This is a genomic window from Polynucleobacter necessarius, from assembly GCF_900095205.1.
GTDB classification, from domain to species: Bacteria; Pseudomonadota; Gammaproteobacteria; order Burkholderiales; family Burkholderiaceae; genus Polynucleobacter; species Polynucleobacter necessarius_E.
The window spans coordinates 1,433,119-1,445,918 of sequence record NZ_LT606951.1 but is presented as its reverse complement, the minus strand read 5'-3'; the positions used below and the strand labels follow the sequence as shown (position 1 = coordinate 1,445,918).

Below are 12,800 nucleotides of genomic sequence, written 5' to 3'. Positions count from 1 at the left end.
AAATTTTTTTGTTGCTGCCTGCGATATTGGCCATATTTATTTTTTTAGCGGGAACTGAGGTCGTTAAAAAACCTACAGATCATCAATAATTTTAGTGTTATTGCTAACCATTCAAGGGTTATATATTTTTTATATGGGATATAAAAATCCCCTTAAAAAAAGAAGTTTGGAGCTTGCTGTCAATTACTTTTTCAGTATTGGTTTGGAGATTTATATTCTCTGCAACCCTTCTGGTTTTTAAGAAGAAAATCTCTTGTATTTATTTTTTCCCTAAAGAATTTATCTCGCATGGCGGATTTTACTTAAGAGGTTTTTTAACTGTACTCACTCAGATTGCATTCATCTTTGCAATATCAAAAAATAATTTGATGACTGTTTGGCCAATACTTAATACAACTGGATTTTTAGGGGCAGTATTTGCATACTTTTTTTGGTGAAAAGCTGTGCCTTAAAGATTATTTTTTATTATAGCCGTATTTTTTATAACTGGATTAGCAGTAATTTTTCAATATTATGGAAATTATCTCTAGATGAAAATTATAAATTTAAATAAGGGTAGTAGTGGGGCGCCCTTTAGTGAAAAAATTTATTCAATACTTACTTGTAAAAATCCCTTCGGAAGATCGAATGAATTTGGTCACATAACAGCTAGCGGACTTGTTATCAATGCTGAAAATAAAGCGCTACTGATTTTTCACCCGTATATTAAGCAATGGATTCAGCCGGGTGGACATATTGATGACGGTGAATCTCCAGTTGAAGCTGCAATTCGAGAGGTATATGAAGAAACTGGTCTAGTTTGCATCTTGGATGAGGATTGTCTTGATCCGATTGATATTGATATTCATGAAATACCTGCTAATTCGGAAAAGGGTGAGAGTGCCCATTTGCATATTGACTTGCTATATCGATTGCGAATTATTAAAGAAGAGGCTGCTCTTGAGAATATCGAATGTAGATGGTTTTCATACGAAGATATTCGTAACCTTCGTCTAAAACGATTTTTATCGAAAACTTTTTAAATTATACTCACGTCTCTCGAATTTCTATTTTGTAAGAAGTTATGGAGCCTCCCTTTTGCCCTAAATTGGCGAGGCCACAGGATGGCTGTAGGAGTTCAGGATCCTGGCTATTGATAAAGAACAATACTGACTTTAAAAATTCAAAATATTTCAGCTGTGATGTTGCAGCCATCCTTTAATGGATTTATTTCAAATTTTGTTGTTGAAAATTAATAAAGGTAGCCGGTTTAATCCGCATGCTACCTTGATAGGGATGAGCAAATATCACAATTAGAACTAATGTTGCTGCTAAGGAGGCAGTAATAAAGCCCGTTGAAATCAAATGCATCGTGAAGGACTCAGCAGTATAGAGATAGCTAACGGCCACAGTTAAAAATGCTGATAAAAACATGACGAACTAAATAACCGGTGGAACATGCGCATTGGTAGAGAGAATTCGGTCGCGACGTGCATCAAATAATTTGCTTAATTGATCAATTGCTTTGGAATGGACGTTGGCAATTATAGGGTCGCGGGTTTTAAATTTTAGTAACTCACCGTAGCTTTTGAGTAATATGAGTCGAGCTTCATCGCCCACAATTTCGTTGGAATTCATAGCAGGCTACTCCTTTTTGGTGACGACGTCAACATACCCTTTGACATCATTCATCAGAACGGATCTCATTGGCTCAGGCATACCTTGGGTCGCCCGAAAAAAATCCTCTACAGCATGAGCCTCTTTATTGACGATTTGCTCAACATCAGTATAGAAATTCCAAGTGTTAACGACGATTAATGAAATCAGCACTGAGCTAAACAAGCCAACTGTGCTTAGCGATAGACTGATGAAATCATTATTCGCTTTATTTAATGGATCTGGAAATATTTTTCTAAAAAGCACTAATCCTGTTAAAGATGCTGTGATAGAAAAGCAAACAGCAATGAAGCAAATTATTCAAGCTGGCGTATTGGCATGGGTGACATAAAGCAAATTCACTAAAAACATTTTTACGCTCCTAAAGCTTCAAGCAATTCCGTCTCAAGTTGGATTTGTAGCTTAGGATTTTTTCCAAGGTTGGCGGCATCTAACAATAAAACATCTTCCACTCTTTCGCCAAGCGTATTGATCCTGGCCGTATGAATGGATACCTGATGCTTGGCTAAAACTCTAGAGATGGTGTAGAGCAAGCCAGTCCGGTCGCTTGCAGAAAGCGCTAGTCTGTAATACCTGCCGCGATCGTCCGGCACCATATGTACTCGGGGTTGGATCGGGAAAGTGCGCGACTGTCTTGAAAGACGACCCATGCTTGGGGTGGGAAGTGATTCAGCATTGGTTAGTGCCGCAGTTAGTTCAAATTCGACTAATTGGATAATGTCACGATAGCTGCCACCCTCATCTATTAGATTGCTTCCGGAGATTTGGAAAGCATCAAGAGCGTAACCATGGCGGGTTGTATGAATGCGCGCATCCCAAATAGAAAAGCCATGTCTCTCAAAGTAAGCGCAGATTCTGGCGAATAAATCTTCTTGGTCTTTGACGTAGACAGCTACTTGGAGTCCCTCTCCAATCGGAGAAAGTCTTGCCCTCACAATAGGTTGCTCGCTATTGACCTTATTAAATAGATGGCGGGTGAGCCATGCGATGTCAGAAGAGTCTTGCCTTAAAAAGAAGGCAACGTCCAATTGTTTCCACAGATCCTCATAAGCATCATCATTAATGCCATAAAGACGTAACTTCGCTCTAGATTCTTCTTGGTGTTGAGCTAATTCAGATGAGGCATCCGGCTTAGCCCCGCCAAGCACTCTCAAAGTTGCACGATAGAGATCTTCTAGGAGTTTGCCTTTCCAGGCATTCCAGACCTTAGGGCTGGTTCCCCGAACATCAGCTACGGTCAATAAGTACAGAGCAGTGAGGTGGCGTTCATCGCTCATCTTCTTGGCAAATGCTCTAACAACATCGGGGTCAGTAATATCCTGCTTTTGTGCAACCTGACTCATATTGAGATGCTCAGCCACTAGCCAAACTAGTAGCTCAGTATCTTTTTTATCTAAACCGTGATCCTTGGCAAACTTCCGCATATCTGCTCGCCCTAATTGCGAGTGATCACCACCGCGTCCCTTGGCAATGTCGTGGAAGAGCGCTGCGATGACAAGTAACCAAGGTTTCTCAAAGCGAGCAATTAAGCTGCTGCAGAAGGGGAACTCATGAGTATGCTCAACCACCATGAAGCGACGCACATTACGCAGCACCATCAAGATATGTTGATCAACGGTGTACACATGAAATAAGTCATGCTGCATTTGACCGACAATCTTTCTAAATGCTGGCAGGTAACACCCTAAAATACTACTTCGATTCATGAGGTGGAAGGCACGGCTTACGCCCTCAGGTTGCTTCAAAATTTCTATAAAAAGCGCTCGGTTAATGGGGTCAGCTCGCCATTTGCTATCCATTTTCTGTCGAGCGTTATAGAGGGCTCTAAAAATGGTGGCCGATAAGCTTTTGACATTCGAAGTTTGGGCAAATACCAAGAAAGTTCTCAGAATTTGCTCGGGATGCTTTTGAAAGAGTTGGGGGTCAGTTATATCCAGCACCCCTTGTCTTTCAATGAAATGCTCATTACCTTCGCCAGGTATAGACAGAATCGTCTTTGATTCTTGCGGAAAGAGGAGTGCTTCAATATTTTGCAAAAGCACATCATTTAATTGAGTGACTGCCTTTGCTGCCCAATAGTAGCGTCGCATGATTGCTTCGCTAGCTTGCCTTGAGGACTCTTCTTTAATGCCCATTGATGCTGCTAGCGCAGCTTGTAAGTCAAAGGCGAGAACATCTTGCCTGCGATCTGCTACTAAATGTAAATTAGCACGAAGCGTTTCTAAGAAACGCTGATTTCGGTTGAGTTCTGTGAGCTCACGTTGAGTAACAAGCCCTGCTTCATTTAAATCTTTGAATGTATTGCCCAATAATGCAGCCTTACTCACCCAAGAAATAACTTGTAGGTCGCGCAGGCCGCCTGGGCTCTCTTTGCAGTTAGGCTCCAAAGAGTAGGGCGTGTTTTGATACTTGTAATGACGTTGAATTTGCTCTGCCTGCTTTGCCTGAAAGAAGGCCTTGGGATCCATGGCTGCTTCAAAGGCTTTGGCAAACTCTTTAAATAATTGCTTCTTACCGCAAATGAGTCGCGCCTCTAAAAGCGATGTCCGGACTGTGATGTCTTGCTCAGACTCTGAAATACATTCGGCAACGCTTCTCACGGAGGAGCCTATTTCTAAGCCAGTATCCCAACAGCTTGCAACGAATTGTTCTACTTGCTTGGATAGGGCATGGGCTTGTTTTTCATCTGCAGGTAGCAGAATTAAGATGTCAATATCGGAATAAGGAAACAAGCCACCCCTACCGAAGCCGCCGACAGCAACTAGTGTTGCTTCATTATTAAGACCACAGGTATTCCAAAGATGGCTGAGAAGCTGATCACTTAGTTTGGAAAGCTGTTTAGTTAACTTACTAACTGATTGTGTTTTTTTAAACTCGTCGTAAGCAATTTCGCGAGCAGCACGCAGGCTGGCTACATCAATAATGTTGCTGATTGCCTGCGACTTCATCATGCCTCAGGCGTTTACTGTTGCGGGTCTAAACGAAAGGCCTTTAACGCAATCAGGAGGTGGGTTGCTGCCTTCTGACCATGTAAGCACTTCAACACCAGTGGGCGTAACTAATAGCGTATGTTCCCATTGAGCAGATAAGCTGCGATCTTTGGTTTTGACAGTCCACTGATCCGGCATAGTGCGAATATCTCGTTTGCCAGCATTGATCATTGGTTCAATCGTGAATGTCATGCCGACTTCCAGTTTTTCGCCGGTACCGGGCTTGCCGTAATGAAGAATTTGTGGATCTTGGTGGAACACTTTGCCGATTCCATGTCCACAGTATTCACGGACTACTGAATAACCTGCATTTTCTGCATGCGTTTGAATGACGTGGCCAATATCATCGAGTGAGGCGCCTGGTTTTACTTGAGCAATTCCAAGCCACATACATTCAAAGGCAATTTGAGTGAGACGTTTTGCCATGACGGAAACTTCGCCGACCATAAACATGCGACTAGTATCGCCATAGTAGCCATCTTGAGTGATAACAGTGATGTCTAAATTCACTACATCACCCATCTTGAGAATCTTATCGCCAGGTATGCCGTGACAAATCACATCGTTCACTGAGGTGCAGATGGATGCTGGATAAGGGGGGTAGCCAGGCGGTTGATAGTTCAGTGGAGCGGGGATTGTCCTTTGGACATCACGCATATATTCATGGCAGATCCGATCTAATTCGCCGGTAGTTACTCCGGCTTTGACATACGGAGCCACATGATCAAGAACTTCGCTGGCTAAGCGGCCAGCTTCGCGCATCCCAAGGATGTCTTTTTCGGCAGTAAATACACTATTCATGCCTTGATTATCAACGACTTGGGCAGTTTTGCTTAAGCAATTTGCTTAAAAATTAGGCAAATATCCCATTTTAGGACTTCTGAAAGCTATTTTGGAGGCTTAGGCCATGAGGGAGAATGAGGGTCTGTATGGCTAGATATTTAAGCTACAATTTTGGTCTCAGGTCTATTTTTTTGGACTTGAAATCGCGAGTTGAGCCTTCCAGGGTGGCGTTTTTTAGCGCAGCTAGGACTCAACTTAGAACCAACCCTTAGGAGAAGTTATGTCAGTAACGATGCGTCAGATGCTGGAAGCCGGTTGCCATTTTGGTCACCAAACTCGCTTCTGGTCCCCAAAGATGGCCCCTTATATTTTCGGTCATCGCAACAAAATCCACATCATCAACTTGGAAAAAACATTGCCAATGTTTCAGGACGCCCTGAAATTTGCAAAACAAGTTGCTGCTAATCGTGGCACTATTTTATTTGTTGGTACTAAGCGTCAATCATGCGAGATTATTGCTGAAGAAGCTGCTCGTGCTGGTATGCCTTACATCAACAGCCGTTGGTTGGGTGGCACACTCACCAACTTCAAAACTGTTAAAGGTTCCCTCAAGCGTTTGAAAGATATGGAAGTTGCTAAAGAAGCTGGCGACTGGGAAAAGCTTTCCAAGAAAGAGGCGTTGACTAACGATCGTGATCTCGACAAATTGCAAAAAGCACTTGGCGGTATCAAAGATTTGAACGGTGTTCCTGATGCAATTTTCGTGGTGGACGTTGGTTATCACAAGATTGCTATTACTGAGGCTAACAAGCTTGGCATTCCAGTAATCGCTGTTGTAGATACCAACCATTCTCCAGAAGGTGTTGATTACATCATCCCTGGAAACGATGACTCAAGCAAAGCTGTAACCCTATATGCACGTGGTATTGCAGACGCAATTCTCGAAGGTAAGGCTAACTCTGTTCAAGAAATCTTGACGGCAGCTAAAGAGGGCGAAGAAGAGTTTGTTAAAGAAGGGAATGCTGAATAATGGCCGCTATTACCGCTGCAATGGTTGGCGAGTTACGCGCCAAGACTGATGCTCCGATGATGGAGTGCAAAAAAGCTTTGACTGAAGCCGATGGTGATATGGCTTGTGCAGAAGAGATTCTGCGTGTAAAACTAGGTAGCAAGGCTGGCAAAGCTGCTTCCCGTGTAACGGCAGAAGGTATCGTTGCTGCTTCTATTAACGGCACCACCGGCGCATTGTTGGAAGTGAATTGCGAAACTGACTTCGTTTCTAAGAATGATGATTTCTTGGCATTTGCAAACGAGTGTGTGAAGTTGATTGTTGAAAAGGATCCGGCTGACGTTGCGGCATTGTTGGCATTGCCTTTAAATGGTCAAACTGTGGATGAGGTTCGTAGTGCGTTGATCAGTAAGATTGGCGAGAACATCATGCTGCGTCGTTTCAAGTGCTTTGCTGGTAGCAGCAAATTAGTTTCATACCTCCACGGTACTCGCATCGGTGTAGCAGTTGAGTTCGAGGGTGATGAAACTGCTGCTAAAGATGTGGCAATGCACATTGCTGCGATGAAGCCAGTGGCTTTGTCTATGGCCGATGTTCCTGCTGAAGCTATTGCTGTTGAGCGTAGCGTTGCAGTTCAAAAGGCTGCTGAATCTGGTAAACCACCAGAAATTGTCGAAAAGATGATTGAAGGCTCTATTCAGAAGTACCTCAAAGAGGTTTCTTTGTTGAACCAAACTTTTGTTAAAAACGACAAGCAAACAGTCGAGCAAATGCTCAAGGCTGCAAATACAATAATCAAGGGTTTCACCATGTTTGTTGTAGGCGAAGGCATTGAGAAGCGCCAAGATGACTTTGCGGCTGAAGTGGCTGCACAGGTGGCAGCTGCCTCTAAAGCAACTGCTTAATTAGCCTTTAGCTGGTTTTGGGCTTGCCCAGCCGGTTGTATTACCCAAAAGGGCATAGAAACTAAGGTTTCTATGCCCTTTTCTTTGATCCCCACTAAGCCCTTTATAATTTGCACGAGATATTAAAAAGTGCTTAAAGATCAATAAGCTAAGCAAGTTAATTACTTAGTAAATTACGGAAAACAAAAAACATGCCAGCCTACAAACGAGTCCTCCTAAAATTATCTGGCGAAGCCCTTATGGGTGATGATGCTTTCGGCATTAATCCAGTCACCATTGATTCAATGGTTAAAGAAATCGCTGAGGTTGTAAATAGCGGGGTAGAGCTAGCGATTGTGATTGGTGGCGGAAACATTTTCCGTGGAGTTGCTGGTGGCGCTGCTGGTATGGATCGCGCAACTGCTGATTACATGGGTATGTTGGCAACCATGATGAATTCCTTGGCACTGCAAGATGCCTTGCGTCAAAAAGGGGTTGAAGCTCGAGTGCAATCGGCCCTGCGTATGGATCAAGTCGTTGAGCCTTACATTCGTCCGCGTGCGATACGGGCGATGGGCGAAGGAAAAGTGGTGATCTTTGCTGCGGGTACTGGTAATCCATTTTTCACTACCGATACAGCTGCTGCTTTGCGTGGTGCTGAGATGGGTGTTGAGGTCATGCTGAAGGCAACGAAGGTGGATGGCATCTACAGCGCTGATCCAGTAAAAGATCCCACCGCTACTTTGTATAAAACTATCACGTTTGGTGAAGCTTTAATCAAGAATCTTCAGGTCATGGACGCAACTGCATTTGCATTGTGTCGTGATCGTAAATTGCCCATCAAAGTATTTTCGATTCTCAAGCCAGGCGCCTTAAAGCGCGTAGTGCAAGGCGAACCAGAAGGTACTTTAGTACATGTCTAATAGGAGGCCCGATGTCTGCAGCAGAAATTAAAACGAATACCGATCAAAAGATGCAAAAGTCTCTTGAGGCTTTGAAGAGCAATTTAGCGAAGATTCGCTCTGGACGAGCTAATCCAGGAATTTTGGAGCATATTCATGTGGATTACTATGGCAATCCAACGCCATTAAGTCAGGTTGCCAGCTTGGGTTTAGCCGATGCGCGCACCATCAATGTTCAACCATTTGAAAAGACGATGGTTGCAGTGATAGAGAAGGCGATTCGTGATTCTGATTTGGGTTTAAATCCTGCGTCCCAAGGTGCTTTGATTTGCGTTCCAATGCCTGCTTTAACCGAAGAGCGACGTCGTGAATTAACCAAGGTTGTAAAGAGTGAAGGTGAAGATACTAAGATCGCTGTAAGAAATTTGCGCCGTGACGCCAATGAACATCTCAAGCGTTTAACTAAGGACAAAGAAATTTCTGAAGATGATGAACGTCGCGCTACCGATGAGATTCAGAAGATGACCGATAAAGCGGTTATTGATATTGACAAGATCATTGCAGAAAAAGAAAAAGAGATCATGACGGTATAGTCCGTCTTGATTTTTAGTCTCTAATGACACAACACTCTAGCTCAACCCTAGCCATACCTGAGGTAAGTGCTTTACCTCGTCATGTGGCAATCATCATGGATGGTAATGGGCGTTGGGCTAGCAAGCGTATGATGCCGCGTGTAGCGGGGCACTCGGAAGGTTTAAGTGCTGTTCGTAAAATTGTTCAAGAATGTCGAAAACTTGGTGTCGAGTACTTAACAGTATTTGCATTTAGTTCTGAGAACTGGCGTCGTCCACCTGAAGAGGTTGGTTTCTTGATGAAGCTTTTCCTCAAATCTTTAAAGGGTGAAGTATCTCGTCTGGCTGAAAACGATATTGCCTTGCGATTAATTGGTGATTTAAGTCGTTTTGATATTGCTATTCAAGAGATGGTGAAATTTTCTGAACAAAAGACGTCTGACTGCAAGGCACTCACGTTTACGATTGCCGCAAACTATGGTGGTCGCTGGGATATCTTGCAAGCAATGCGTCAATGCCTTGCTGCCAACCCTCATTTAAAGCCAGAACAAGTTACTGAAGAGATATTGCAACCACACCTCTCAATGGCTTACGCTCCAGAGCCAGACTTATTTATCCGTACTGGTGGTGAGCAGCGTGTAAGCAATTTTTTATTGTGGCAACTGGCTTATACCGAGTTGTATTTCACCGATGTCTTGTGGCCTGACTTTGATGAGAAAGAATTACACAAGGCGTTTGACTGTTTTAGTCAGCGCGAGCGTCGTTTTGGCCGCACTAGTGCTCAGCTTGCATTTCAAGTCATGAGTGATGCAGTTTGAAGCGGTTCATCACCAGGCTCATTTTCCAATGCTAAAAACCCGAGTCATTACCGCTCTAGTTCTCTTGGCGGTATTGTTGCCGATATTATTTTTGCTGCCCCCAATTTATATAGGGGGATTCTTTTTGGTTGCATTATTAGCTGCCGCTTGGGAGTGGAGTCGCTTGCTGACTCCAGGTGCTGAGCGGGCTGCTTGGATGTATGCTTTGTTTTGCCTTGTCATTATTTTGTTTTTACTCGGCATGCAAAATGTCTCGTGGCAGTTTGCTTTATTGCTATTAGCAGTCTTATTCTGGTTCTTTTTGGCACCATTTATTTTGACAAAGGGAATGAATCTTTCTTTGCAAAAGCTTCGCCCCTTTTATGTAGTGCTCGGCTTGATTTTGTTGCCCGCCACTTGGTTTGCTTTAGTGCTCTTGTGTGAACTTGGCCTGATATTTTTGCTCACTACTATGGCTTTAGTGTGGGTTGCGGATATTGGCGCCTATTTTGTCGGAAAAGCATTTGGCAAGCGTAAGCTTGCGGTGCAAATTAGTCCAGGCAAATCGATTGAGGGCGCGATTGGTGGCCTAATACTTTGTTATATTTACGCGTTTGCATGCGTTTACTTTCTATCTTTTGAATCCACTTTATTTGGTGCATGGGCAATTCGTTTTGGTTGGGTCCCTATGTTTATGATGGTGACGGTATTAACCGCCTTCAGTATTTTTGGGGATTTGTTTGAGTCTCAGCTTAAGCGTTTGACGGGCGTTAAAGACTCTAGCCATCTACTGCCAGGTCATGGTGGGGTATTGGATCGAGTTGATGCATTAATTCCGACGATGCCAATCGCAGCTTTGTTAGCAGGATTTGTGTAATGTCAATGAAGCATGTAGCCATCTTAGGCTCAACCGGATCAATTGGTGTCAATACATTGAATGTCGTTCGGGCACATCCGAATCGCTTTAAGGTTGTTGCTCTAACTGCGGCAAAGCAAGTTGACTTGCTGACAGAGCAGTGTGCTGAATTTAAACCTTCTATTGCAGTTGTAGCCGATCCAGATGGCGCACTTCGTTTAAGCAAGCTTTTGCTTGAGAAAAAAATCAATACTGAAGTCTTATGTGGCTCTCAAGCCCTTGTTACTGCTGTTACCGAATCAGGTTGTGATACTGTAATGGCTGCTATTGTTGGGGCAGCAGGATTGGTTTCAGCATTAGCTGCTGCGCAAGCTGGTAAAAGAGTATTGCTAGCAAATAAAGAGGCCCTAGTAATGTCGGGTGATTTATTTATGCAGGCTATGAAGCAAGGTGGTGGCGAGCTTCTACCAATTGATAGCGAACATAATGCAATCTTTCAGTGTCTATCAAGTCAATTTTCTACAGATGCTAATTCAAGTCTAGGTGTCGAGGAGCTATGGTTAACGGCTTCGGGAGGGCCATTTAGAAACACGCCTTTAGAACAGCTAGAAAGTATTACTCCGGCACAGGCGTGCGCGCACCCAAATTGGGTAATGGGCAGAAAAATATCGGTTGATTCTGCAACGATGATGAATAAAGGTCTTGAGGTTATCGAGGCATTTTGGTTGTTTGGGTTGCCGTTAGAAAAAATCAAAGTATTGATTCATCCACAAAGCGTTGTACATTCGATGGTGCGTTATCGGGATGGCTCAGTGTTGGCTCAATTGGGTCAACCGGATATGCGAACTCCGATTGCCTACGGTTTGGCATGGCCAGAGCGGATCGATGCGGGTGTAGTGCCATTGAGTTTGACTCAGATGGCGGCCCTTAGTTTTGCCGAGCCTGATCTTGAGCGTTTCCCTTGCCTCTCTTTAGCATTTGCAGCCGCTAAAGCAGGGGATACTGCGCCGGCAGTTTTAAATGCTGCTAACGAGATTGCCGTGGCAGCTTTCTTGGACGAAGGTTTGCCGTACTTACAAATTCCAGTGGTCGTCGAGAAAGTCTTGCACTCCGCCTCCTTTGTGAAGGCGGATTCACTGGAATTGATTTTGGATGTCGATGCGCGCGCTCGTCAATTGGCGCGAGAGTTTATAAAGGAAATTCTTTGCAAGCAATAGTGACTCTTGCTGCGTTTTTATTGGCTCTAGGGGTATTGGTCAGCTTTCATGAGTTCGGACATTTTTTAGCGGCTCGTTGTTGCGGGGTTCGAGTGCTTCGTTTTGCGGTTGGCTTTGGCAAACCATTGTTTACCTATCACGCACAAAATAAAACAGAATGGGTATTGGCACCCATCCCATTAGGTGGTTATGTCAAGTTATTAGATGGTCGAGGCCGCCAGCAAGTAATTCCATCCTCTGAAGAACTCCAGGCTTTCGATCAAAAGCCGCTATGGCAACGATCTCTGATTGTGGCTGCCGGACCCCTTGCCAATTTTTTATTGGCGATCATCTTCTTTGCTTTTATTTACCTTACTGGTGCACCTCAGCTACCAGCCTTTATACAAAGCCCACCCGAAAATTCAGTGGCTGCGAGATTAGGGTTGACTCAAGGCGATCGGGTGGTTGGTTGGCTGGATTTGGACTCTACAAAAGATGACATGCCCTCTTTTGGGGAATTTGAGCCTGTACTGAGCTGGAATTCATTGCGTTGGAACTTGATGGATTCGATTACAGGCGAAAGGGGTTTTGCCCTAGATATCCAGAATCCTTCAAGTGGTAGTTTTATAAAGACCTTTTATGCTAAAGATTTGCCCAAAATTAGCCCTGAAAGTGACCCCATTCTAGCGCTGGGCATTCTGCCTGTATTGACCCCTATCGACCAGTGGGGCGAGCTGAAATTAGGGCCTGTAGATGCCGTGGTATTTGCTTCGAAACGAGTGTGGGTAATTACCAAGGTTTCTGCTAGGTTAATGGTGGGCTTATTTACTGGAAATACCTCCCTTAAGCAGTTGGGGGGACCCCTGAGTATTGCGGATATGGCTGGTAAAACGGCTCGGGTAGGCTGGCAGCCGTATTTAGCATTTTTAGCAATGATGAGTATTAGTATTGGTTTACTAAATTTACTCCCTTTTCCCATGCTTGATGGGGGTCAGCTACTGTATGATGCATGGGAGTTGGTCGCTGGTAAGCGGATTACGATATCAATGCAGGAACAGCTCCAAAAAGTGGGCTTCATTTTGCTGATTTCTATGTCACTACTGGCCTTGTTTAACGATTTACAACGCTATATTTCGCCTTGAATTCTCTGACACA

15 protein-coding genes are annotated in these 12,800 nt (G+C 43.9%); 10 read left to right on the top strand and 5 right to left on the bottom strand.

Features of this window, described 5'->3' with window-relative positions; genetic code table 11:
- The first annotated feature begins 530 nt into the window (after positions 1–530).
- Entirely contained in the window at positions 531–1,022 is a 492-nt protein-coding gene (locus tag DXE37_RS07940; RefSeq protein WP_114637113.1) for an NUDIX hydrolase, read from the top strand.
- Positions 1,023–1,206: 184 nt separating this feature from the next.
- On the opposite strand, the gene DXE37_RS12890 is transcribed toward DXE37_RS07940, so the two are convergent.
- The 3 genes from DXE37_RS12890 to DXE37_RS07925 are packed head-to-tail and all read right to left on the bottom strand — an operon-like array spanning position 1,207 to position 1,902.
- Positions 1,207–1,413, bottom strand: a complete 207-nt coding sequence (locus DXE37_RS12890; protein ID WP_114637112.1) for a bestrophin-like domain — start codon at positions 1,411–1,413, stop codon at positions 1,207–1,209.
- A gap of 6 nt (positions 1,414–1,419) precedes the next feature.
- Complete coding sequence (locus DXE37_RS07930; protein ID WP_114637111.1) at positions 1,420–1,617, bottom strand: hypothetical protein; 198 nt, start codon at positions 1,615–1,617, stop codon at positions 1,420–1,422.
- 6 nt (positions 1,618–1,623) lie between these two features.
- Entirely contained in the window at positions 1,624–1,902 is a 279-nt protein-coding gene (locus DXE37_RS07925) for a bestrophin-like domain (protein WP_462803980.1), read from the bottom strand.
- Between DXE37_RS07925 and DXE37_RS10860 the strand changes: the two genes are divergently transcribed.
- A complete protein-coding gene (locus DXE37_RS10860; protein WP_162786233.1) occupies positions 1,847–1,987 on the top strand; it encodes a hypothetical protein in 141 nt (46 codons plus the stop codon). The genes DXE37_RS07925 and DXE37_RS10860 overlap by 56 nt on opposite strands.
- A 22-nt stretch (positions 1,988–2,009) precedes the next feature.
- Here DXE37_RS10860 and DXE37_RS07920 read toward each other — a convergent pair whose 3' ends face one another.
- Entirely contained in the window at positions 2,010–4,607 is a 2,598-nt protein-coding gene (locus DXE37_RS07920; RefSeq protein WP_114637109.1) for a [protein-PII] uridylyltransferase, read from the bottom strand.
- A 3-nt stretch (positions 4,608–4,610) separates the two neighbouring features.
- Positions 4,611–5,447 (bottom strand): type I methionyl aminopeptidase, encoded by an 837-nt coding sequence (gene map, locus DXE37_RS07915; RefSeq protein ID WP_114637108.1) that lies wholly within the window; start codon positions 5,445–5,447, stop codon positions 4,611–4,613.
- Positions 5,448–5,709: 262 nt separating this feature from the next.
- Here map and rpsB point away from each other — a divergent pair, with 262 nt between their 5' ends.
- From rpsB to DXE37_RS07875, 8 genes are all read left to right on the top strand, one after another.
- On the top strand, positions 5,710–6,459 hold the full coding sequence (gene rpsB / locus DXE37_RS07910) for a 30S ribosomal protein S2 (RefSeq protein WP_114637107.1): 750 nt from the start codon (positions 5,710–5,712) through the stop codon (positions 6,457–6,459).
- Positions 6,459–7,343 (top strand): translation elongation factor Ts, encoded by an 885-nt coding sequence (gene tsf, locus DXE37_RS07905; RefSeq protein WP_114637106.1) that lies wholly within the window; start codon positions 6,459–6,461, stop codon positions 7,341–7,343. Before rpsB ends, tsf begins: the two co-directional genes overlap by 1 nt.
- Positions 7,344–7,534: 191 nt before the next feature.
- Positions 7,535–8,245, top strand: a complete 711-nt coding sequence (pyrH, locus tag DXE37_RS07900) for a UMP kinase (protein ID WP_114637105.1) — start codon at positions 7,535–7,537, stop codon at positions 8,243–8,245.
- An 11-nt stretch (positions 8,246–8,256) separates the two neighbouring features.
- Entirely contained in the window at positions 8,257–8,817 is a 561-nt protein-coding gene (gene frr / locus DXE37_RS07895) for a ribosome recycling factor (RefSeq protein WP_114637104.1), read from the top strand.
- Between the two features lie 23 nt (positions 8,818–8,840).
- Complete coding sequence (uppS, locus tag DXE37_RS07890; RefSeq protein ID WP_114637103.1) at positions 8,841–9,614, top strand: polyprenyl diphosphate synthase; 774 nt, start codon at positions 8,841–8,843, stop codon at positions 9,612–9,614.
- A complete protein-coding gene (locus tag DXE37_RS07885) occupies positions 9,604–10,470 on the top strand; it encodes a phosphatidate cytidylyltransferase (RefSeq protein WP_331852146.1) in 867 nt (288 codons plus the stop codon). Before uppS ends, DXE37_RS07885 begins: the two co-directional genes overlap by 11 nt.
- A gap of 5 nt (positions 10,471–10,475) precedes the next feature.
- A complete protein-coding gene (ispC, locus tag DXE37_RS07880) occupies positions 10,476–11,666 on the top strand; it encodes a 1-deoxy-D-xylulose-5-phosphate reductoisomerase (protein ID WP_197713229.1) in 1,191 nt (396 codons plus the stop codon).
- On the top strand, positions 11,654–12,787 hold the full coding sequence (locus DXE37_RS07875) for a M50 family metallopeptidase (protein ID WP_114637101.1): 1,134 nt from the start codon (positions 11,654–11,656) through the stop codon (positions 12,785–12,787). Before ispC ends, DXE37_RS07875 begins: the two co-directional genes overlap by 13 nt.
- The last annotated feature ends 13 nt before the right edge of the window (positions 12,788–12,800 follow it).